The 21,899-nt window shown below is 64.9% G+C and carries 16 protein-coding genes; 6 read left to right on the forward strand and 10 right to left on the reverse strand.

The annotated features are described in order from the left end of the window. Positions 1–118 precede the first annotated feature (118 nt). Together ACYVNQ_RS36280 and ACYVNQ_RS36285 are read right to left on the reverse strand one after the other, a co-directional pair. Positions 119–751 carry a response regulator gene (locus ACYVNQ_RS36280; RefSeq protein WP_460910351.1) on the reverse strand — a complete coding sequence of 211 codons (633 nt, stop codon included), beginning with the start codon at positions 749–751 and terminating at the stop codon, positions 119–121. Beyond that, positions 748–2,640 carry a PAS domain S-box protein gene (locus tag ACYVNQ_RS36285; RefSeq protein WP_460910353.1) on the reverse strand — a complete coding sequence of 631 codons (1,893 nt, stop codon included), beginning with the start codon at positions 2,638–2,640 and terminating at the stop codon, positions 748–750. Before ACYVNQ_RS36285 ends, ACYVNQ_RS36280 begins: the two co-directional genes overlap by 4 nt. Positions 2,641–3,066: 426 nt before the next feature. Between ACYVNQ_RS36285 and ACYVNQ_RS36290 the strand changes: the two genes are divergently transcribed. Beyond that, a complete protein-coding gene (locus ACYVNQ_RS36290; protein ID WP_460910356.1) occupies positions 3,067–3,933 on the forward strand; it encodes a GNAT family N-acetyltransferase in 867 nt (288 codons plus the stop codon). A 120-nt stretch (positions 3,934–4,053) separates the two neighbouring features. Here the strand turns inward: ACYVNQ_RS36290 and ACYVNQ_RS36295 are convergent, their stop codons facing one another. The 5 genes from ACYVNQ_RS36295 to ACYVNQ_RS36315 all read right to left on the reverse strand — a co-directional run bounded on the left by ACYVNQ_RS36295 (position 4,054) and on the right by ACYVNQ_RS36315 (position 10,445). Next, positions 4,054–4,476: a DUF3224 domain-containing protein gene (locus tag ACYVNQ_RS36295; RefSeq protein WP_460910358.1), complete on the reverse strand. Its 423-nt coding sequence runs from the start codon at positions 4,474–4,476 to the stop codon at positions 4,054–4,056. A 158-nt stretch (positions 4,477–4,634) separates the two neighbouring features. Next, complete coding sequence (locus ACYVNQ_RS36300; RefSeq protein WP_460910360.1) at positions 4,635–5,504, reverse strand: cytochrome c oxidase assembly protein; 870 nt, start codon at positions 5,502–5,504, stop codon at positions 4,635–4,637. Between the two features lie 352 nt (positions 5,505–5,856). Beyond that, positions 5,857–8,118, reverse strand: coding sequence for a sensor domain-containing protein (locus ACYVNQ_RS36305; RefSeq protein ID WP_460910362.1), 2,262 nt, complete (start codon positions 8,116–8,118; stop codon positions 5,857–5,859). Between the two features lie 348 nt (positions 8,119–8,466). Then, a complete protein-coding gene (locus tag ACYVNQ_RS36310; RefSeq protein ID WP_460910364.1) occupies positions 8,467–9,144 on the reverse strand; it encodes a Vgb family protein in 678 nt (225 codons plus the stop codon). Between the two features lie 80 nt (positions 9,145–9,224). Next, complete coding sequence (locus tag ACYVNQ_RS36315) at positions 9,225–10,445, reverse strand: helix-turn-helix domain-containing protein (RefSeq protein WP_460910366.1); 1,221 nt, start codon at positions 10,443–10,445, stop codon at positions 9,225–9,227. Between the two features lie 350 nt (positions 10,446–10,795). Between ACYVNQ_RS36315 and ACYVNQ_RS36320 the strand changes: the two genes are divergently transcribed. Next, positions 10,796–11,824: an aldo/keto reductase gene (locus ACYVNQ_RS36320; RefSeq protein ID WP_460910368.1), complete on the forward strand. Its 1,029-nt coding sequence runs from the start codon at positions 10,796–10,798 to the stop codon at positions 11,822–11,824. 94 nt (positions 11,825–11,918) lie between these two features. On the opposite strand, the gene ACYVNQ_RS36325 is transcribed toward ACYVNQ_RS36320, so the two are convergent. Beyond that, positions 11,919–13,604, reverse strand: a complete 1,686-nt coding sequence (locus tag ACYVNQ_RS36325) for a purple acid phosphatase family protein (RefSeq protein ID WP_460910370.1) — start codon at positions 13,602–13,604, stop codon at positions 11,919–11,921. Between the two features lie 392 nt (positions 13,605–13,996). On the opposite strand from ACYVNQ_RS36325, the gene ACYVNQ_RS36330 reads away from it, so the two are divergent. Both ACYVNQ_RS36330 and ACYVNQ_RS36335 read left to right on the forward strand, forming a co-directional pair. After that, positions 13,997–15,349 carry an MFS transporter gene (locus tag ACYVNQ_RS36330; protein WP_460910372.1) on the forward strand — a complete coding sequence of 451 codons (1,353 nt, stop codon included), beginning with the start codon at positions 13,997–13,999 and terminating at the stop codon, positions 15,347–15,349. Positions 15,350–15,603: 254 nt separating this feature from the next. Further along, complete coding sequence (locus tag ACYVNQ_RS36335) at positions 15,604–16,545, forward strand: histone deacetylase family protein (protein WP_460910374.1); 942 nt, start codon at positions 15,604–15,606, stop codon at positions 16,543–16,545. A 146-nt stretch (positions 16,546–16,691) separates the two neighbouring features. Here the strand turns inward: ACYVNQ_RS36335 and ACYVNQ_RS36340 are convergent, their stop codons facing one another. Together ACYVNQ_RS36340 and ACYVNQ_RS36345 are read right to left on the reverse strand one after the other, a co-directional pair. Next, positions 16,692–17,804: a malate/lactate/ureidoglycolate dehydrogenase gene (locus ACYVNQ_RS36340; protein ID WP_460910377.1), complete on the reverse strand. Its 1,113-nt coding sequence runs from the start codon at positions 17,802–17,804 to the stop codon at positions 16,692–16,694. Between the two features lie 53 nt (positions 17,805–17,857). Next, positions 17,858–19,147 carry an MFS transporter gene (locus ACYVNQ_RS36345; protein ID WP_460910379.1) on the reverse strand — a complete coding sequence of 430 codons (1,290 nt, stop codon included), beginning with the start codon at positions 19,145–19,147 and terminating at the stop codon, positions 17,858–17,860. Positions 19,148–19,468: 321 nt separating this feature from the next. On the opposite strand from ACYVNQ_RS36345, the gene ACYVNQ_RS36350 reads away from it, so the two are divergent. Both ACYVNQ_RS36350 and ACYVNQ_RS36355 read left to right on the forward strand, forming a co-directional pair. Then, positions 19,469–20,548: an alpha/beta fold hydrolase gene (locus ACYVNQ_RS36350; protein ID WP_460910381.1), complete on the forward strand. Its 1,080-nt coding sequence runs from the start codon at positions 19,469–19,471 to the stop codon at positions 20,546–20,548. Positions 20,549–20,767: 219 nt separating this feature from the next. Then, positions 20,768–21,793, forward strand: coding sequence for a substrate-binding domain-containing protein (locus tag ACYVNQ_RS36355; protein WP_460910383.1), 1,026 nt, complete (start codon positions 20,768–20,770; stop codon positions 21,791–21,793). Positions 21,794–21,899: the final 106 nt, after the last annotated feature.

Consider the following 21,899-nt stretch of genomic DNA (forward strand, 5'->3'; position numbering starts at 1 on the left):
CGTGCCGCGCAAATCGGGCAAGGCTGATTTTCGTGTAGGGAATTCCTGATAACGCTACCGGCTGCCGTGCATACCGATGCGCATGCCGATGCCGATGCACACGCGGCGCCGCCGTGCGTCAGTCGATCAGCTGGTGCGCCACCGCGTAGCGCACCAGCTGTGCGTTGTTGCAGCAACTCATCTTTTGCATCAGCCGCGCCTTGTGCGTACTGACCGTCTTGTTGCTGATCGACAGCTCCGCCGCGATATCGTTGACGCTGCGCCCGCGCGCGAGCAGGCTGAACACCGCGAATTCGCGCGCCGACAACAACTCGTGCGGCGCGCGCTGCGGCGGCTGGGCGACGTCGAACACCATGCGCTCGGCCAGCACCGGGTCCATGAAACGCCCGCCGGCGGCTACCTTGCGGATTGCCGCGAGCAGCGTTTGCGGATCGCTGTCTTTGGTCAGATAGCCTGCTGCGCCCGCTTTCAGTGCATAGCGCACGACATGGATGTCGCTGTGCATGCTGAGCACGAGGATCGGCGGGCTCGACGGTTGTGCGCGCACGTGCTGGATCAGGTTCGCACCGCTGACGCCCGACATCGACATATCGAGCAGCAGCAGATCGGCCGGCGTGCGGCGCATCTCGGCCACCACCTGCGCGCCGTTGGCCGCTTCGGCCACCACGTTGATGCCCGGCTCCAGCGCGAACAGTTGTTTCAGACCTTCGCGCATCAATGCATGATCGTCGGCGAGCAGGATCCGGATCATGGCTGCTCCGGCCGCGAGCCCGCGGGGATGCTGACCCTGAGCGCGGTGCCCGCGCCAGGCAAACTGGCAAGATCGAAGGTTCCTCCGCACATCAATACGCGTTCCCTGATGCCGACGAGGCCAAACGACATCGGCTTGCGCGTCGACGGATCGAAGCCGATGCCGTCGTCGCGAATTTCGAGCAGATAGCAGCCGCCCGCCTGCTTGAAGTGCACATACACATTACGCGCGCAAGCATGCCTGACGATATTGCGCAGCGCTTCCTGCGCGATGCGAAACAGCGCCATCGTGTGCGCTTCGTCCAGCGCGACCTGTGCCAGCGCCGAGTCGAACTTGCACGTCACGCCCGCTTGCGCGACGCATGCATCGACCAGCCATTCGAGCGCCGGCACGATCCCGAGGTCGAGCACCGGCGGCCGCAGGCTCGCCACGGTATCGCGCACCGCCGCGATCATCTCGTCGACATGGCGCTTCATCGTGTCGACGCGCTGCGTGAGCGCCGGCGCCGTGTCGGCGAACTCGATGCCGAGCACGCCGATCTGCATGCGCAGCGCGAGCAGCGACTGTGCGAGACCATCGTGCAGCTCGCGTGCCTGATGCTTGCGTTCGTCTTCGCGCGCGGCCTCGCTGCGCCCGGCAAGCTGGCGGATCAGGCGGCGCGACTCCTCGATGCGTAGTTGCGCCTCCTTGAGCTCGGTAAGGTTGCGGCTGAGCGCCAGCACGCTGACGATGTCGCCGCCGGCATCGCGCTCCGCCACCAGATGCACCTGGAAATACTCGCGGCCGAATTGCGCGGTGATCCACGTGCCCGCCACACGCTGCGGCACACCGGTTTCCAGCACGCCGCGGATCACTGCCCGGTATTCGTCGACCGGCAGGTCCGATGCCCAGCCGATGTCGACCGGCGCATTCAGCACCTGGTCGGCGCGCATGCCGCGATTGCGCTCGAATGCGGGATTCACATAGATCCGCTCGCAGCGGCGGTTGTAGCGCACGAGCGCATCCGGCGAATTTTCCGCCAGCGTGCGAAACGCCTTCTCGCTTTCGCGCAGCCGATCTTCGGTTCTCCTGCGCGCGGTGACGTCGACCGTCGAGCCGATGTATTCGGTGACACGGCCATGCTCGTACGCAAGCGGACGTCCGGTGCCGCACACGTGGCGCACCGTGCCGTCGGGCAGCACGATCCGGTATTCGCATTGGAACGGGCTGCCGGTTTCGATCGCGTGCTGCACGCTCGCGCCCAGCGCCGCGCGATCGTCCGGATGAATGCGCTGGCTGATCGCGTCGATATCCGGCTGTTTGCCGTCGGGCATGCAGCCGAAAATCCGGTGATGCTCGTCGGACCACATCAGCGTGCGCGACGCGATATGCCAGCGCCAGCTGCCGGTGTGACTGATCTGCTCGCCCTCGGCAAGAAACGCTTCGCTCAGGCGTAATTGCGCAGCGACGCGCAGGTGCTGTGCGTTTTCCCACTGCAGCGCGAGGTTGGTGCCGGTCAGCATCTTGATGGTGTCGCCGAGCGCGTCGTGCATCTGGCGCAGCGAACGCGCGGTGCGGTGCTGCAATGCGCCGAGACTGCCGATGAAGATTGCCGTGCTCGAAAAAATCAGCATGCGCGGCAAATCCTGCGGGGCGACGTGCAGCGAATGCAGCGGAATCACGAAGCCGTAGTCGAAACACAGCAGCGATAACGCGACCGCCCACAAGCCTGGACCGATGCCGCCGAGCCATGCGCTCAGTACGATCGCGCACAGCAACATCGAAGCGGCGGCGGAAATGAAGTGCTGCGCGAGCCAGTTTCCGAGCGAGTAGGCGAGCGCCACGCACAAACTTGCACACAGGTAGCGGATCAGCGCGGTCGTGAACCGCAGGACTGCACGGTTTACCATCTTGTCGTTTTCATAAGAGGAAAAAAGCCAAGATGCCGAAACCTGCCGCAGCCATTCGCGACCGTGGGCGAGGCATCCTGTACGGCGTGCAGATCATCTGTGTGCCCTTGCCCGCACGACGTGCGGGTCGTGCGAGTCGCAGCACCGTCCGACGCAACGAGACCGCGATCATAGCCGGAATCGGCCATGCGGTCAGACACCATGCGACGCATTTGATACGGTGACGAACGCCGTTTCGGGCATCGAAGTGTGTGTGTACGCGCGGATTGCGCGCCTGCTGCGACGCGCGCGTGCATGCGCAAAGCGGGCTGTGCGAGTGCATCGATCGAGGACCTGTGCGCTCGGCGCCGCGGTTCTGCCGTGCGGTGGCGCGGCGGGTGTAGCATCACCCATCATTACGTTGGGCTAACGGCCACGGAGCAGCCAATGAGCGAAGCCTTCGATGCATGCAAGGATTTCATCGTTCGCCCGATGCATGCAGGCGACCTGCAGCTGACCATCGACTGGGCTGCGCAGGAAGGCTGGAATCCCGGCCTGCACGATGCACACTGCTTTCGCGCCGCCGACCCCGGCGGCTTCTTTATCGGCGAGCTACGCGGCGAACCGGTCGGCTCGATCTCCGCGGTTGCCTACGACGCAGCGTTCGGCTTTATCGGCCTGTATATCGTGAAGCCGGCATGGCGCGGCCGGGGCCTGGGTTACCGGATCTGGCAGCACGGCATCGGGTATCTCGGCGCGCGCAACATCGGGCTCGATGGCGTCGTCGCGCAACAGCGCAACTACGCGAAGTCCGGTTTCCGGCTCGCCTGGCGGAATGTGCGGTTTCAGGGTGTCGCAACAGCAAGCACAGCCGATGAACACCGCGCGCTGACGCCGCTTGCCGAAGTACCGCGCAGCGCACTGGAAGAGTACGACCGCACGCTGTTCCCTGCAGCGCGTGCAAGCTTTCTCGATGCATGGCTCGCGCAGCCCGATGCGGTTGCGCTGGCAAGCGTCGGCGCAGGGCAGCTGCGCGGCTATGGCGTTCTACGCACATGCCGCGCCGGCCGCAAGGTCGGGCCGCTATTCGCTGAAGACGCGCATACCGCGCAAATCCTGTTCGACGCGCTGCTCGCGCACTGCCCCGGCGAAACCGTCGCGCTCGACGTGCCGGAACCGAACCCGGCGGCCATCGCGCTGGCCGAACGGCACGGCATGACGAGCGTGTTCGAAACCGCCCGCATGTACACGAAAGAAACGCCCGCCGTCGAGCTGGCCAAAGTATTCGGTGTGACGACGTTCGAGCTCGGCTGAACGCGCCAGCAGGATTCGTGCGACGGGCATCCGGGCGACGGACATCCATGCGGCGGGCATTCGTGCGGCGGTCATCCGTGCGGCGGCCATCCGTGGGGCGGCCATCCCGCCCGGCGGTGGCTAGCCGAGCCGGTAGGCCAACGTGTAGTAGTGTTTGCCGCCGTCGATGCGTATCTGCATATCGCCGAGAATGCCGGCCAGTTCGCCGGTACCCGAACCGGGCACGATCGCCACGCGCAGTTCGTGTGTGCCCGCATGCATCTGCCCGAGATGGGCCAGCGCGAAACCGCCGCTGCGGCCATGCAGCGTGCCGGCAAACGACTCGAGCGCCGTGTACGCCGCCTCGCCGCTCTGCGGCTGACCGGCCGACAGCATCTGGCCGAGCGAGCGGCCCTGCAGGTCGCCGTGAAAATTCTTGTCGATACTGCGACTCGCCATCGCAGGCGCCTGGTCCGGCGCCGGCATGATCTCGGCGGCGCCGAGGCTGACGTCGAAAACGCCGCTGGCGCTCAGGTGATCGGTATTCGAAGCAGATGTATTCACAGATCTCTCGCAGCAAAGGGTCGGCCGCAAGAACGGGAGGCTCGCGGCGTCGCGTGTTCAGGATGTCCACGTCTACTGCACCGCTCGACGTGTCGAGCGGGACTTGCATACCACGCGGGTGCGAGGCTCGATTCACACTGCGCCCGACGCAGCGCACCTCACCCCGCCGACGACGCCCGCGGCACCGCCGCGCGCGCCGGCTTCTTGCGCAACGCCTGTTGCGCGCGACCGCGCGCGGACTCGGAAAGCTTCATCATCCGGCGCAGCGCGATGATCGCGCCGAGCGATTCCAGTACTGCCGCCGGCACCCACATGATCAAGCCGCCGAGACTTTGATCGAGCCCGACCGGAATACTGGTGAACGCGCGGCCACACAGCGTGAACACCGGGTACAGATCCGTCGACGAAAACGTGATGATCGCGCCCGCCAGAATCTGCGGCGTCATCGTGATCGCCGGCGACAGCACGCGCAGACCCGGCCGCGCGCGCGACGGCGGCGCCGGCCGGTGATCGAGCACCATCCACCAGTACGCGAGACCGGTTACCGCCACCGACCAGTTCATGAACGTATAGATACGCGCATCGAGCATCGCGACGAACTGCACCGGCGGCACCAGCCAGAACAACACCGAGAACACGAAGGCAAGCGAGATCACCGCCGGACTCAGCAACACCGTCGACAGCGCGCGCGCCACGCCGGTGCGGCGCGCGCGATGCAGCTTCATGCGCCATGCCAGCGGCAGGCCGGCGCGCAACGTACTGCCTGGATAAGCAGCCATCATGCACAACGGCGCCAGATGGTGCAGCACCAGATGTTGCAGCCGGTGAATGAAAAATTGATGTTCGGCGTAGTAATCGACCTTGGTCTGCAACGCGACGTAGAACAGCGCGAAACCAGACCAGAAAGCCACCTGACGCCATACCCCCGTGCGCCCGCGCAATGAACCGCGCAGATACAGCACACCGCACACCAGCAACACCAGTGGGATAACCAGCGACGGCTCCCACGGATCGAAGAAACTCAACATTCGCAGCGTTCTGAAATAAATATGAAAGGTCGCGCGCCGGCGATCGCCGACCCTTGATCGGCAACCCGCGGCGACAGAGAAGCCGATTATCGGCTATCGACGCGCACCGCCGCAGCGCGGCCGTGCGACACAGTGCCACGTCGGCGCGCGATGACGACGGAGGCGCGAACCCGCGGCAGCGCTCCATGCTACGCGAAACGCGCTGCGGCGCGCGGCGTGCGGCGTGCGGCGTGCGGCGTGCGGCGTGCGGCGCGCCCAAGATCCACGTTCACGTCCAAGGTTCACGTCCAAGGTTCACGCTCAAGGCCCACGCCCACACGCCCACGCCAGGCCCAAGCCCAGCGCCGCCCGCTCAGCCCGGCACCAGCCGCTGCACCAGGCCGCTTTCGCAAAGCGCCTTGAAGGTCGCCGCATCGACCGGCTTACTGAACAGAAAGCCCTGCGCCTCTTCGCAGCCGAGCTGCTTGAGCAACGCGAGTTGCTCTTCATCCTCGACACCTTCGGCGGTCACCGCGAGGTTCAGATTGCGGCCGAGCTGCACGATCGACTTGACGATCGCCAGCGACGCCGTTTCATTGACGATGCCCCGCACGAAGCTCTGATCGACCTTCAGCCGGTCGACCCGCAGCGACTTCAGATACGCGAGGCTCGAGTAACCGGTGCCGAAATCGTCGATCGACAGCTTCACGCCGAGCCGCCGCAGATCGGTCAGCAAGCCGATCACCGTATCGACGTCGTCGAGGAAGATGCTTTCCGTCAGCTCCAGCTCGATATACCCGGCCGGCACCTGCCAGCGCCGCAACGCGGCCGACACGCTCGCCAGCAGATTGCCGCGCCGCACCTGCAGCGCCGACACGTTGATCGAAATCGAGCTCAGCGCGAGCCCATCCGCGAGCCACGCCGCCAGCTGCCGGCACGCTTCGTTGAGCACCCAGTCGCCGATGTCGATGATCAACCCGGTGCGCTCCGCCAGCGGAATGAACGAGCTCGGCCCGAGCAGCCCGCGCTCCGGGTGCTGCCAGCGCACCAGCGCCTCGGCGCTGCACGCGAAACCGGTCTCGAGGCTCACCTTCGGCTGGAAATGCAGCACCAGTTCGTCGTTGCGGATCGCGCTGCGCAGCTGTGTGCGCATGCGCACCAGTTGCAGCTCGTCGGACTGCATGCTTTCGTCGAAAATATGAAAGGTGTTCTTGCCGCTGCGCTTGGATTTTTGCAGCGCGGTGTCGGCAAAGCGCATCAGTTCGTCGAGCTCGTTGCCATGCGCCGGAAACAGGCTCACGCCGGCGCTCAGCGACACGTCGATCGTATAGTCGCCGACCCGCACCGGCATCGTGAACGAATCGATCAGCTTGCGCACGTATCGATTGAGCAGCCCCATCTCGCACACCGGGTACAACAGCACCGCGAATTCGTCGCCGCCGTAGCGGCACACCATGCCGTTGTTGCCGATGCGGCGCTGCAGCCGGCGCGTCACTTCGATCAGCAACCGGTCGCCGTGGTCGTGGCCGAGGCTGTCGTTGACGAATTTGAAGTTGTCGAGGTCGAGCAGCAGCACCGCCACCGACGCACCCGAATGCTTCGCCTGACGCGACGCGAGCGTGAAGTGCTCGCGCAGCGACACACGGTTAGGGGTGCCGGTCAGCGCATCGTGGTGCGCGAGAAATTCGAGCTGGCGCTTGGCCGCATCGTGTTCGACGCGCGCACGCAGCGTCTCGACGCCGAACGCGAGATCGGCGGCCATTTCTTCGAGCAGCGCCTGCTCTTGCGGTGCGAACGCATCGGCATGCGCGGAACCGATCATCAGCGCGCCGAACACGCTGCCGTTTGCGATCAACGGCACCGCAATCGACGAACGCAGGCCGTGTTCGTCAGCCACCTCGCGCCACGGCCGTACCAGCGGATTGTTGCGATAGTCGCGGTTCACCGCGGTCTCGCCGGTGCGGATCGCGATGCCGACCATGCCCGAGCCGAATTCGCTGTCGTCCCAGCGCACGTGAATCTTCCTGACGAACTCGTTGCCGTTGCGCGACCACGCATTGATCGATACGCTCTTTTCCTCGTCGTGCTCCGCGAAGCCGACCAGCGCAACCTGATAGCCGCCGACGTCGACCGCGAGGTCGCAAATCTGCCTGAGCAGCGTGCGCTCGTCCACCGCGTGCATCATCGCGTGGTTGCACTTGCCGATCAGCTTCAGCGCCCGGTTGAGGCTCTCGTACGCCATCTGCGCGCGGTGCTGCTCGGTGACGTCGCGCGCCACGCCGAGAATGCCGACCAGTTGGCCGTTGGCGTCGCGCATCGAGGTTTTCTTGGTTTCGAACAGGCGTGCTTCGCGAGCCTCGGCGAAGGTCAGCCACTCGAGGTTGACCTGCGGCACGTCGGCGGCCATCGCGGCCAGGTCTTTCTCGCGAAAGTGATCTGCAAGCTCGCGCTCGACGAACTGATAGTCGGTCTTGCCGACGATCTGCTCGCGCGGCACGCCGAAAAAGCGCTCCACCGCGGGATTGCATGTCAGGAACACACCGGCGGCGTCTTTCACCCACACCATGTCCGGCATGCTTTCGATAAACGCATCGAAGAAGAGGTCGGCATGCTGGGCGGCGATCTGGCTGTGCATACGGATTGGGGGCCTGTTCGGGCCGGCACGGCCGGCAATCAATCTGATGGCGGAACGCGGACGCTGCTCACCGCGGATAGTACCGGTTAGCCCGCCGTCGTGCTGACAGGCGGCTTCGCCGCAGAGTCGAAGCGGCTTGCCGCGCCACGCGCCACACCAGCCGCGGGCAGACGGCGAGCGCGGCACACAGTGCGGCACTTGATGCAGCAGATAGCAGGAAACGGCCATCACGCGATGCAATGCGTCGTTTTGCGCACTTGCCTGCTGGCTCTGCGCCCCGGTAAACGCTTGGTTGGCCGATTTATTCCATGCGGCGCGAACGCGCCGCCCGAGCCAGGCCCCCCCGGCCTACTCGTCGCCGTCCTCGCCTCCGTCCTCGCCCGGCACTTTGGCGCCGCGCCGCGGCCGGCGTACCGCGCGAATCGTGCCGCTCGCGCCGCCGCCGCAATAAAAGCGTTCGCCGCCATCGCACTCCAGCCCCGAGACGCCGGTGCCGGCCGGCATCTCGAGCCGCTCGAGCACGCGGCCGGTGCGCGCATCGAGATGCCGCAGTTCGCTTGCGTCCCCCTCCCAGGTCGCGTGCCACAGTTCGCCGTCCACCCACGTGACGCCTGTCACGAAGCGGTTCGATTCGATCGTGCGCAAAATCGCGCCGCTTTCCGGGTCGACCTGATGAATCTTGCGTTCGCGGTACTGACCGACCCACAGCGTGCCCTCCGCCCACGCAAGCCCCGAATCGGCGCCGCCGCCGGGCGCGGGGATCGTGCCGAGCACGCGGCCGGTGAGCGGATCGATCTTCTGGATGCGGTCCTCGGCGATCTGGAACAGGTACTGGCCGTCGAACGCGGTGCCCGCGTGCGCGGCGACCTCGAGCGAGCGAACCGTCTTGCCGCTGTGCGGATCGAGCGCGTTCAGCGTGTCGCCGGCCGCGAACCACACCTGCTTGCCGTCGTAGGTGACGCCGTGCACCTTGTCGATGCCGTCGAACGGCCCGTATTCGCGGATGATTTCGGCTGGGGCTTTCATTGTGGTCTCCGTTTGGTCTGCGCGGTGGACTCCGCAGTGGACTCCGTCGTGCCTGGAAATGAGCACGTCATGCAAGCATCCTAATCATTCGGCAGCGGCATCGGGAGTAACAACGCCGTCGCGAAACCCGGCACCGGCGGCGTCATCCAGCGGCGCGCGCGGCCGCGGCCATAGCACTGCACCTTGCGCGCGGCGTCGAGCGTATCGAGCGCGCGCTGTATCGTGCGCTGGCTTGCGCCGAGTGCAAGCGCCAGCGCCGAACTCGACCACGGCTGGCCGTCCGCCAGCAACGCGAGCAATGGCGCGTGCGGGTCTTCGGACGGTGGCGCGAGTATCGCTACGTCGCGTGCCGTGCGTGGGGTGAGCACGAAGCCCTCGGGCGTCGCATGCACACTGGCCAGCACGCGCAGCAGCGTGCGCAGCCGGCCCATCTCGACGCGCAGGCGCGCGCGGTGCGATTCGTCGGCGAGCTTCAGGCGGAACGCTCGTGCCACCAGTACGTCGCGCGGCACGTCGGCGGGCCAGGCCTCGGCCAGCACGCGCGCGAGCGTGAACAGCACCGGGCGGCGCGCCAGCGACACCGTCGCATGCGCATCGCGCACGCTCAGACGGCACGCGTCGATCACCAGTGTCGGCGATGCGTAGAGCGCCTCGACGTCGTCGAGCAGCATCAGCCGTGCTTCGCCACGCAGGGTCAGGCGCGCGGCCGGCATGCCCAGCAGCGCGGCGGCGCTGTCGACTTCGGCGGCGAGCGCCGGAATGCGCGCTGCCCGCGCGGCCTGTGCGGCACGTTGCAATGCGGCGCGCGCCGGCTGGGTCTGCAGACGGCGCAGCGCGATGCCCGCGGCCACCAGTTCGTGCGTGGCGCGCGTCGCAGGCGGCCATGGCGTGGGGTCGAGCGTGGCGAGCATGCGCTGCGCGTCGTCGACGCGACCGATCAGCAACAGACGGCGCAGCTCCAGATAGCGCGCATGGGCGGCGTTCAGCGAATCGCCGTGCGCTTCGAGTGTTGCGCGCGCGGCATCGAGCGTCTTTGCGGGCCAGCCGAGCTCGCGCGACGCAAGCGCGATCTCCGCCTCGGCCACCACACACCGCGCGCGGGCCACCGCCTCTCGTGCGCCAAACGCACGTGCGGCGCGGCGCACCAGCACTCTGGCGCGCGCCAGATCGCCGAGCTGCGCCATCGCGATGCCGCGCAGCGCAAGCGCCGGCGCGTCGTCGCGCAATGCGACGCGGTTCAGCGCGCCGAGCGGATCACCCGCGGCAAGCGCGCGCGCCGCTGCGGTAATCAGCGAATCCATGCGAATCCCGCCACATTTGTCACTCCGTCGATGCGCTGCCCCGCCGCTAATCTAACACCGTGGTCAGGCACCATCGGACGCGTGGACATGCGTCTTTAATGCGCTTTCAGCGCACGCAACTCATGCACAGCGCATCCGCACCTGTTCGGTGAATCACGCCGCCGGCCTTACCTCATCAATGCAAGCCCAGCAAGGCGCCGCACAATGCAGTACCCTTCGTGTGCCATCGTTGCCTGCCGCGCACGGCGGCAAAGCTGACGCAGCTAACCCTGGCTGACGCTCCAGCAGATCAGTTATCCAGTCACAGTCATTCATACACTTACTCAGATCAGAGATCGAAGAGGCGAATCATGGAACATCGGTATCTAGGTGCATCGGGATTCAAGGTTCCGGTACTCAGCTTCGGCACGGGTACCTTCGGCGGCAAGGGAGATTTCTTCAAGGCGTGGGGCGCGACGGACGTCGCGGAAGCGCGCCATCTGCTCGACATCTGCTTCGATGCAGGCGTCACGATGTTTGACAGCGCCGACATCTATTCGAGCGGCGCCGCCGAGTCGGTGCTCGGCGAAGCACTGAAGGGCCGCCGCGACAAGGCGATCATCTCGACCAAGGGTACCTTCCGCTTCGACGAGAACGACCCGAACGCAGTCGGCTCGTCGCGCTTTCATTTGATCAAGACCGTCGACGCTGCTTTAAAGCGCCTGCAAACGGACTACATCGATCTGTTCCAGCTGCACGGTTTCGATGCGAAGACGCCGGTCGAAGAAACGCTGTCGACGCTGAACGACCTCGTGCGCGCCGGCAAGATCCGCTATACGGGCGTGTCCAATTTCTCCGGCTGGCATCTGCAGAAGTCGCTGGACGTATCGGATCGCTACGGCTATCCGCGTTATGTCGCGAACCAGACTTACTACTCGCTGGTCGGCCGCGACTACGAATGGGAACTGATGCAGCTCGGCCTCGATCAGGGCGTGGGCGCGGTGGTGTGGAGCCCGCTCGGCTGGGGACGCCTGACCGGCAAGCTGCGTCGCGGCCAGCCGCTACCCGCCACCAGCCGCCTGCACGTGACGGCCGATCAGGGTCCGCCGGTGCCGGAGGAATACCTGTATCGCGTGGTCGATGCGCTCGATGAAGTGGCCGAAGAAACCGGCAAGACCTTGCCGCAGGTCGCGCTGAACTGGGTGCTGCAACGGCCGACCGTATCGACGGTCATCATCGGCGCGAGAAACGAGGAACAGTTGCGCCAGAACCTCGGCTCGGTGGGCTGGAACCTGACCAAGGAACAGGTCGCAAAGCTCGACGCCGCCAGCAAGCTGCGCCCGGCGTATCCGTACTGGCATCAGGAAGGCTTCGCGGAACGTAATCCGTTCCCGGTGTAAGTGGTGCGCATGTCACTGCTGCACAGCAGGTGATGCGCGAGGTGGCGTGCGCAAACAGCGCGCGCCACCTCTTCTCACAGCGCGCTACGTCCGGTTAACGGCGGCGCTTGGTCAACGTGACCGATTCGAACAGCTCGTAATTGTTGGTCGGCGTTTTATCCGCACCCGGCGCGTGATAGTAGTTCATCGTGATGGTGGTCTTGCCGCCGTGGTCGCCCGGATCGACGTCGAACACCGCGATGCCGTAGCCGGTGCCCGTATCGCGCTGCGCCGACCACACCGCATCTTCCACCGCATCGGCCGTCGGCCGCACGAAGGTGCCCGCGGTCGCGCCCGGCACCGGCCGGTTCGGCTTCGTGAAAATCTGCGCCTGCGGATTGCCGGTGCCGGCATCCACGCCATACACATCGAGCGGTGCACTGGTGCCGCCACCGCCGAGAATCAGGTGGATCGTGCCGTGGCTCGTATCGAAGGTGTTGCCGTTTTGCTGCGCGTGCGGCACCGGCCGCGGCGTCAACGTGTCGACCCGCTCGCCGGTCTGCACATCGCGGCCCAGATGGTGGTGACAGCCGCGCACCGGATAGCTGCGCTCGTAATCGTGGTCGTGCCCGCACAGCACGAGGTCGACGCCGTAGCGCTCGAACAGCGGCAGCCATTCTTCGCGCAGCGCCTTGTCCGAACCGTTGCCGGTCTTCGACGAGCTCAACGCGTCCTGGTGCATCTGCACGACGATCCAGTCGACGTCGCGATCGTCGGCCGCGCGGCGCAAAGTCTTCTCGAGCCAGCGCGTCTGCTCGCCATTGCTGTAGCCGCGCACGTACAGCGACGTGCCGGGCTGAATCGCCGGGTTGCCGGTGCTCGGCACCGGCACCAGCGGCGCCGGGCCCGCGACGAATGCTGCGGCGTCCTGATACACGATGTCGTCGGCATCGAGCGAGACGAACAGCACCGAGCTCACCTGGAACGTGTACCAGCGGCCCGAAAAATGCGTGCCGTTGTCGGGTAGCGTGTAGCGCGTACGGTACGAATCGAGGCCTTGCGCACCGTTGTTGAATTCGAGCTCGTGATTGCCGGGGCACGGCATCCACGGACGGTTCGCCGACGAGCCTTGGGCGTTGTTCGCGAAGTCGCGCCACACATCCGTTTGATGCATCGGGTTCAGGTTCGCGTAGCACAGGTCGCCGTTCAGCAAATGGAACAGCGGCTGGAAGCGCTCGACTGCGTCCACCGCAAAGCGGCTTTGCGGCGACGACAACACCCAGTTCGTATTCGGCGTGGCGAGGTCGCCGTAGCTGGTGAAGCGGAACGGCTTGCGGCCTTTAGGCGCAGTGGCAAAGCTCGCGCTGAACGGGCTGCCCGCGCTGTTGTTGTCCGCCGTCACTTCGTAGCGATAGGTCGTATCCGGCTTCAGGTTCGACAGACGCGCGTGGTACGTGAACACCACCACGCCGTTCAGGCCGTCCGTGTACGTGCGTTGTACCGCGTGCACCGTTTCGCGATGACCGTGATCGGCGCTGACCGTCACGCGCGGATGCGTCGAGGCGGCCTGCGAAGCCCACGACACCACCACTTCGCTGGTGGGATCGTCACCCCATGTCAGGTGGACCTGTTCGGGCGTGCCGTCGGCAACGGCGCTGGCATCGGCCGCGCGCGCCGCGCCGGCCAGCGCACCGGCCGCGCCCGCAAATCCCGACGCGCCCGCCAGCTTCAGGAAGCCGCGGCGCGACACGCTAGCGTTCGTTTCAGTCAAAGATGCATCGGGGGTGCTCTTCTTGGTCATATCGTCTTCGCCTCGCAAGTGACTACGGCCATGCCTCGGCCTGCGCGCGATCCGGTAACGCACTGGAGCGCGTATGCAGGCGTAAGCATGGTGGGGGGGTAGTTGTATGCGAAACGATGGCTGCTGCACATGACTGCGCTATGACATTTATTTTCGCTTACTTTTTCGCCGAATTTTTTCGCTAACAGCCGGCGATGATCCCGCATGAGTCCTGCGGTGGTTCCGATTTAGTTTGCGATGGTGAATGATCGCGCAGCGAACCTTTCAGCTTGCTGTGGTTCGCGCGATCCGCGCGGCATCAAATGCAACTTTGCACTTCTGTCCGCGCGCATTGGAGAGTAGTCTCATCCAACACAACCAGCCAGCCGATTCTAAATTCGGAGGAGACATCGATGGATCTCGAAGCTCGCACCATGAAACGTGTGATGGGCCGCCTCGTGCCGTTCCTGATCGTGTGTTATTTCGTCGCGTATCTGGACCGCGTGAACGTCGGCTTTGCCGCTTTGCAGATGAACCACGCACTCGGGTTTACCGCGTCGCAATTCGGCCTTGGCGCCGGCATCTTTTTTATTGCTTATTTTTTCTTCGAAGTGCCATCCAACCTGCTGCTCGAACGTTTCGGCGCGCGTCGCTGGATCGCGCGCATCATGTTCACGTGGGGCATTCTGGCCGGCGCGATGGCGTTCATTCCGAACATTTCCCAATATACGGGCATAAACAACGTCAGCGTGTTTTACGGGCTGCGAATTTTACTGGGCATTGCTGAAGCGGGTTTCTTTCCCGGCATCATTTTCCTGCTGACCTTGTGGTTTCCCGCTGCGTATCGCGGGCGCGTGGTCGGTTATTTCATGGCGGCGATTCCGCTTTCGACGGTGATCGGCGCGCCGATCTCGGGCGCGCTGCTGTCGCTGGACGGCGCGGGCGGCCTCGCAGGCTGGCAGTGGCTGTATCTACTCGAAGCGCTGCCGGCGCTGCTGCTTGCGTTCGTGGTTTTCTTTTACCTGACGGACAAACCCGCCGACGCGCACTGGCTTGCGGGCGATGAACGCGACTGGCTGGTCGCGCGCCAGGCCGACGAGCGCAAGCATCGCGAAGCGGTGCGCGCGTTTAGCGTCAAGGAGGCGATCTTCAATCCGCGCGTGCTGGCCATCGCGCTGATCTACTTCGGTGCGAACGCAACCAATTATGGCCTGAGCTTTTTCCTGCCGCAGATCGTCAAGTCGTTTGGGCTTACCAATTTGCAGACCGGCTTCGTGACGTCGCTGCCGTATGTGGTCGGCGTGATCAGCATGATCGTGTGGGGACGTCATTCGGACCGCAAGCTCGAACGCAAGCGGCACGTTGCGATCGCGCTGCTGGTGGCGGCGGGCGGGATCGGCGCGGCGGCCGGGCTCGACGATCCGACGCTGAAGATGGTCGCGCTGTCGATTGCGGGCTTCGGCATTTTCGGCTGCCTGCCGGTTATCTGGACCTTGCCGGCGGCGTTTCTGTCCGGCGCCGCGGCGGCCGGCGGTATCGCCGCGATCAATTCGCTGGGCAACCTGTCGGGCTTTTTCGGGCCTTACGTGATGGGCTGGATCAAGGACAGCACCGGCAGCTTCGGCGCCGGCCTGCTGTGTCTGTCCGGCGCGGGGCTGGTGGGGATGGCGGCCGCGTTGCTGCTGCATCACGACCGTGCGCTCGAAGAACGGATGCGCAGCAGCGAGTTGAAAGCGCCGGCAGAGGAAGGGGTGGTCGGGTCGTAAGCGGCTGCAGGTCGCAGGCTGCTGCGCTTCGCGGCGGCATTTCGCAGCAGCACTGCCCGGCTGCACGTCGGTGCGGCACTTCGCCAATGCGGCAGACTAGCGCGAGTCTGCCGCATTGCGCATACCGGCCCGCACTCTGCGGCGGCCCCATGCACCATAAGCAGAACCCTATGACTTGCCATACTTTGTTTAATTGTTCGACGCCGCGCGCAGCGCTCTAAACTAGTCGGATTTCCCTCCGCCGCCCCCTCCCCATGTCCGCTACCCTCGTCTATACGCACGCTGCCTGCCTGAATCATCTGCCGGGCCCAGGTCATCCGGAATCGCCCGAACGCCTGCAGACGGTGCTGCGTACGCTGCGCGAACCCGAATTCGCGGCACTCGAATGGCGCGACGCGCCGCTTGGCACCGTGGAGCAGGTCGAACTCGTGCATCTGCGCGAGTTCGTCGACGAAGTGGCGGAAATTGCGCCGCGCCAGGGCTATGTGCCGCTCGACGGCGGCGATACGGTGATGTCGCCCGGTTCGTGGGAAGCCGTGATGCGCTGCGTCGGCGCAGCGTGCGCGGGCGTCGATGCGGTGCTCAACGGCGACGCGCGCAACGTGTTCTGCGCGACCCGCCCTTGCGGGCATCACGCCGAGCCGGGACGCGCGATGGGTTTTTGCATCTTCAATCAGGCTGCCATCGCTGCGGCCTATGCGTATGAAGTGCACAAACTCGAACGCATCGCGGTAGTCGATTTCGACGTGCATCACGGCAACGGCACGCAGGCCGCTTTCTACGACCGGCCTGCGCTGTTCTACGCGTCGAGCCACCAATCGCCGCTGTATCCCGGCACCGGTGCGGTCAGCGAGACGGGGGTGAGCCACAACATCGTCAACGTGCCGCTGCCGCCGGGCTGCGATTCGACGCTGTTCCGCGCGCGCATCGCAGCGGAAATGCTGCCGGCGATCCGCGATTTCAGCCCCGAGCTGATCGTGATCTCCGCCGGCTTCGATGCGCACGAGCTCGATCCGCTGGCCGGCCTGCGCCTTACCAACGAAGACTTCTTCTGGGTCACCGAGGAGCTGGTGAATATCGCGGACGAGACGTGCCACGGGCGCGTGGTGTCGATTCTCGAAGGCGGCTACAGCATGGATGGCCTCGCCGGCGGCACGCGCGCGCACATGCGGGCGCTGCTGGGAATGGGCAGCTGACGCGCTTTCGCGCGTCGCCCGGTGCGGCCGCTTAGTCCATCCGCTCAGTACATCCGCTTAGTCCATCCGCCTGGTGCGTCCGCTCAGTACGCACCAGGCGGCTCCCGCCAGATATCCCTGCCCGGCGCATCCGCTCAATGTGTCGTTCAGCGCGTCGAATACGCAGCAATCGCTGCGTCCGTCATGCCCGCGAGGCGCGCCGCTTCGACGATCTGCGCCCAGCTCGTCGCATCGACCGGAATCCCCTGCGCGCCGCGCGCGCGACGCGTTGCGTCTTCCCGCTCGCCCGGCAGCAGCACTTCGTCGACACCTTCAACCCGCCGCGTCGCCTTCAGCCATGCAACGAACGCATCGGCCTCGCTATCTTTGTCAGGCGCGTCGAACGCGTCCGGATTGACGATCACCGATAGCATGCAATTGACGATCGCATGACCGGAGACAATCGTCTCAGTACGCGACGTAAACCCGCCGCTCAGTGCGCCGGCGAAAATCTCGCACATCGCGGCAAGCCCCGATCCTTTATGCCCCGCCACCGCACCGCCGAACGCAAGCAGCGCACCGTGCTGGCCTTCGCTGAACAGCGCGCCCGGATCGCGCGTCGGGCGCCCGTCGACGTCGATCAACGCACCTTCGGGCGCCTTCACGCCCTTGTTGAACGCAACCCGCACCTTGCCCGCGGCAATCGCGCTGGTCGCGAAATCCAGCACCAGTGGCGTACGCCCGGCGCGCGGGAACGCCGCGCAAAACGGATTGGTGCCGAAACGCCGGTCGATCCCGCCAAACGGCGCAACCAGCGGATCGCCCGCGACGTTGACGAAATGAAACGACACGAGCCCTTCACGCGCGCACTGCTCGGCCCAATGCCCGATGCGGCCGATGTGATGTGCATTGCGCAGGCCAACTGCACATACGCCAAGCCGCTGCGCGCGTTCGATGCCCTGCTGCATCGCCTCGAACGCCACCACCTGCCCGAAACCCAACGCACCTTCGATCGTCAGCACCGCGCCCGCATCGCGTGCCAGCTGCGCGTGCGCATTCAGTTTCAGCTCGCCGCCGCGGCACGAGCTCATATAGCGCGGAATCATGCCGACGCCGTGCGAATCGTGCCCGGCCAGATTCGCCTCGACCAGATGATCGGCCACCAGTTGCGCCTCGCGCGCTTCGCTGCCCGCGGCCTGCCAGATCGCGACGACGAACGCATGCAGCGTACCGGCGTCGATCGTCACTTCCGAATAGGGTGCAGATTCAACGTTCGACATGAGCGCAAAAGATCATAAGAAAACACCGCCGAAGAAACCGCCTCGACACCGGTCTACGTTTGACGCGCGTACGCTTCTTCGCTGAGCGCATCATCACGGTGCGCACGCAGCGGCTCGACGCGGCCCACCACTAACAGATAGCTTAGCGCACCGAGCACGCAAAAACCCCCTGCCACGACCAGCGGAATCGTGAACGAGCCCTGGGTCATCTGCAGCATCACGCCGGTGAACGTCGTGAGCGCGATGCCCGCCAGGTTCGATGCAAAATTCTGGATGCCCGCAAGCGACGCCACATGCTGCGGCGTTGGTGCGACGTCGGCGGGCAGCGACCAGATGCTGGCCGCCGCGGCCGCGAGACTGCCGTACGCAATCGCGAACAGCGCGAGCATCTCGTAGATGCCCGGCACCACCGCAGTCAACGTGATCACCGACGACAGCAGCATCCCGCCGACGATGCAGGTCTTGCGCGCCGCGGTGACGCTCCAGCCGCGCCGCACCAATGCATCGGAGAGCCAGCCGCCGAACCAGCCGCCTGGAATCGACACGAGCGCAGGCAACACGCCGAGCGTGCCGAGCGATTTCAGCGAGAAGCCGCGCGCCTGAACCAGATAGCTCGGAAACCACGTAATAAAAAAGTAGATGACGAAGTTCAGGCAGAAGAACCCGAGCATCATGCCCCACACGGTGCGATAGCGAAACAGCGCGCTCCAGCGCACGACCGGCGCGGCAACGCGTGCATGCTCTTCGTGCACTGAGCGCGCTTGCGCCACGGCAGCGCTCGCCGCCGGTTCCCGATACACGATGAACCAGCCGAGAATCCACACGAAGCCGAGCACGCCGGTGATCACGAACGAAGCCTTCCAGCCCCACGCCGCGATGATCGCCGCGACCACCGGCAGCGACAGCGCAGAGCCGACCCGCGAGCCGCTATCGAAGATACTGGTGGCAAGCGCGCGCTCATCGCGTGCGAACCACTGGCTGACCAGTTTCGCGCAGGACGGATAGGCTCCCGCCTCGCCCGCGCCGAGCATCAGCCGGCAGCCGAACATGCCGGCAAAGCCGCCCGCCGCCGCAGTCGCCGCGGTGAAGATCGACCACCATCCCACTGCCAGCGGCAACGCAATGCGCGCGCCGATGCGGTCGACAAACCAGCCGAACGGCAATTGCATCACCGCATAGGTCCAGAAGAAACCGCTTAGCAACAGGCCCATGCCCGCGGGCCCGATGCCCAGCTCTTTCATGATGTGCGGCGCGGCGACCGCGAGGTTGGCGCGGTCGATATAGTTGACCGCGATCGCCAGAAAGCAGAAGAAAATCACTAGCCAGCGGGCCTTCTCCTTCATTGCCTTGTCTCCTCGTGTGCGGTCGGTCAGTACCCGACGAATAGTCTGACCTTATGACTCGCTGAAAGTAGAGCAGTGGCGCAATGCGGTCAACCGGGTAATCCCTGGCACGGCTGTCGAACCTGATGCGAGTCGTGAATCGATGCATGCGCAACGGATAGGCCACTGCCTGCGCAAGCGCGGTACTCGCCGCATTGCAGATGCATTGCACTGCCGACCCTCAAGGCAGCCAGGCAGGTTGTTCTCTAGAATGACGCAGCCCATTCGTGCGCAACGCACATTCGAGGGTTCACGGATGCAAGGATTCGAAGGATTCCATCAATGAGATTTTCGACCGCATTTCACAGTGCCTGTGCCTTGGCGTCCGCCTTGGCGTTCACTGCGCTGCTACCGCCTGCCGCGCTTGCACAAGGCGCCCCTGCTGCGCAGGAAGGCGACTGGACCGCTCCCACCTTCACGTTCCACAGTGGCGAGACGCTTCCCAATCTGCGGATGCACTACGTGACGCTCGGCGACCCCACGAAGCCCGCGGTGCTGATGCTGCACGGCACGAACCAGACCGGCGCGGCCATGCTGACGCCGGCCTTCGCCGGCAAGCTGTTCGGCCCCGGCCAGCCGCTCGATGCGACGAAGTATTTCATCGTGCTGCCCGATGGTATCGGTATCGGCAAATCGACCAAGCCGTCCGACGGCCTGCGTGCGCAATTCCCCGCCTACGACTACGACGATCTGGTCGCCGCGCAATACCGGCTGGTGACCGAGGGCCTCGGCATCCATCATCTGCGGCTCGTGATGGGCAACTCGATGGGCGGCATGCAGACGTGGCTATGGGGAGAGAAGTATCCGGACATGATGGACGCGCTGGTGCCGATGGCATCGCAGCCCACCGAAATGTCGGCGCGCAACTGGATGATGCGGCGCATGCTGGTCGAGTCGATCAAACAAGACCCCGCGTGGAACCACGGCAACTACACGGTGCAGCCGCCTTCGTTGCGCGTTGCCAATGCGATGTTCTCGATTGCCACCAGCGGCGGCACGCTCGCGTATCAGGCCGCGGCGCCGACCCATGCGCAAGCGGACCATCTGGTGGATGCGCTGCTGGCCGCGCCGCAAAAGAACGATGCGAACGACTTCATCTATCAATGGGGATCGTCGGCGGACTATAACGCGGCGCCTAACCTGAGCCGCATCAAGGCGCCGCTGTTCGCGATCAATTCCGCCGACGACGAGCGCAACCCGCCCGAGACCGGCACGATGCAAAGCTCGCTAAAGCAATTGAAGCAGGCGAGCCTGCTGCTGATTCCCGCGAGTGCGCAAACGCGCGGCCATGGTACGACCTCCGATGCGAGCTTCTACGCCCAGCAATTGGGCGAGTTCATGCAGCAGACCGCGAGGCCGTAACCTATGCCATGCACCTCATGCGCCCCATCCGCGTGATGCGCCAAAAATAATGCTCACGGCAGCGGCGCCAATAGTATTATTTATTGGCCGCTGACCGCGGTTGCCGAACACCGAACCATCGCGTGCCTGCCCAGAATGCGCCGCTGCGTTGTTGCGTTGTTGAATGCCGCGCCCAGGAAGCTCGCACGCGCTCTAACAATACCGAAAGGAGACAGACAAGTGCGTTCGCTTCTTGCTTCCGCAGTGCTTGGGCTTTGCATCGCCGCATCCTCAAACGCCGCTTTCGCGCAGGCTGCCACCGGCAGTACCGCATCGTTGAAGATCGCGCTGTCCAATAACTACGCGGGCAACAGCTGGCGGCAGACCATGCTGAAGAGCTGGTCCGAAGTCGCCGATCCGGCCGTGAAGTCGGGCGTCGTCGCGGCGGCGCCGACCTTCACCACCGCCGAGAATCAGGCCACCGAACAGGCCCAGCAGATCCAGAATCTGATTCTGCAAGGCTATAAGGCAATCGTCATCGATGCCGCGTCACCCTCTGCGTTGAATGGCGTCATCAAGCAGGCGTGCGGCGCAGGCGTGACGGTCATCACGTTCGACGGCATCGCCACCGAGCCCTGCGCGTACCGCATTGCAGTCGACTTCCACAAGCTCGGCTCGATGCAGGTCGACTATATGGCAAAGCGTCTGAACGGCAACGGTAATCTGCTTGAAATCCGCGGGCTTGCGGGCGTATCGGTCGACGACGAGATTCATCGCGGCATCACCGATGAGATCAAGAAGTACCCGGGCCTGAAGATCGTCGGCTCGGTGCATGGCGACTGGACGCAAACTGTCGCGCAGAAACAGGTGGCCGGCATTTTGCCGACGCTGCCGAAAATCGATGGCGTGCTCGCGCAAGGCGGCGACGGCTTCGGCACGGCCAACGCGATCAAGGCCGCCGGACGTCCGACGCCGATCATCATTCTCGGCAACCGCCAGGAAGAACTCGCGTGGTGGGCCGCGCAACGCAAGAGCGGCGGTTACGAAACGCTTTCCGTGACGATTCCGCCGGGCTGTTCGACCTTCGCGTTCTGGGTCGCGCAACAGTTGCTCGCAGGCAAGAAGCTGCCACACGATATCCAGATGCCGCTGTTGCAGGTCGAGGCGGGCGAGCTCGATACGGTGCTCACGAAAACGCCGCAAGGCGGCCTTGCGAACAAGCTGTATTCGCGCGACGACGTGCTGAAAGTGGTGGACGCGAAGTAAGCCCACGAAGTAACCCGCGAAGTAACCCGATGTGCAGATAAGGCGCTGCGTGCAGCTATCGCGCGCGGCGCCGCGACCGGCAGAGGTTCGGCTTTGAACGATCAGG

Source organism: Paraburkholderia jirisanensis (assembly GCF_054782355.1).

What these genes read in the sequence shown, in the direction of transcription:
- ACYVNQ_RS36345 (WP_460910379.1), bottom strand. Translation starts at nt 19,147, where the DNA reads ATGAAGGAGAAGGCCCGCTGGCTAGTGATTTTCTTCTGCTTTCTGGCG.
- ACYVNQ_RS36330 (WP_460910372.1), top strand. Translation starts at nt 13,997, where the DNA reads ATGGATCTCGAAGCTCGCACCATGAAACGTGTGATGGGCCGCCTCGTG.
- ACYVNQ_RS36315 (WP_460910366.1), bottom strand. Translation starts at nt 10,445, where the DNA reads ATGGATTCGCTGATTACCGCAGCGGCGCGCGCGCTTGCCGCGGGTGAT.
- ACYVNQ_RS36350 (WP_460910381.1), top strand. Translation starts at nt 19,469, where the DNA reads ATGAGATTTTCGACCGCATTTCACAGTGCCTGTGCCTTGGCGTCCGCC.
- ACYVNQ_RS36320 (WP_460910368.1), top strand. Translation starts at nt 10,796, where the DNA reads ATGGAACATCGGTATCTAGGTGCATCGGGATTCAAGGTTCCGGTACTC.
- ACYVNQ_RS36340 (WP_460910377.1), bottom strand. Translation starts at nt 17,804, where the DNA reads ATGTCGAACGTTGAATCTGCACCCTATTCGGAAGTGACGATCGACGCC.
- ACYVNQ_RS36325 (WP_460910370.1), bottom strand. Translation starts at nt 13,604, where the DNA reads ATGACCAAGAAGAGCACCCCCGATGCATCTTTGACTGAAACGAACGCT.
- ACYVNQ_RS36300 (WP_460910360.1), bottom strand. Translation starts at nt 5,504, where the DNA reads ATGTTGAGTTTCTTCGATCCGTGGGAGCCGTCGCTGGTTATCCCACTG.
- ACYVNQ_RS36335 (WP_460910374.1), top strand. Translation starts at nt 15,604, where the DNA reads ATGTCCGCTACCCTCGTCTATACGCACGCTGCCTGCCTGAATCATCTG.
- ACYVNQ_RS36310 (WP_460910364.1), bottom strand. Translation starts at nt 9,144, where the DNA reads ATGAAAGCCCCAGCCGAAATCATCCGCGAATACGGGCCGTTCGACGGC.
- ACYVNQ_RS36305 (WP_460910362.1), bottom strand. Translation starts at nt 8,118, where the DNA reads ATGCACAGCCAGATCGCCGCCCAGCATGCCGACCTCTTCTTCGATGCG.
- ACYVNQ_RS36290 (WP_460910356.1), top strand. Translation starts at nt 3,067, where the DNA reads ATGAGCGAAGCCTTCGATGCATGCAAGGATTTCATCGTTCGCCCGATG.
- ACYVNQ_RS36285 (WP_460910353.1), bottom strand. Translation starts at nt 2,640, where the DNA reads ATGGTAAACCGTGCAGTCCTGCGGTTCACGACCGCGCTGATCCGCTAC.
- ACYVNQ_RS36280 (WP_460910351.1), bottom strand. Translation starts at nt 751, where the DNA reads ATGATCCGGATCCTGCTCGCCGACGATCATGCATTGATGCGCGAAGGT.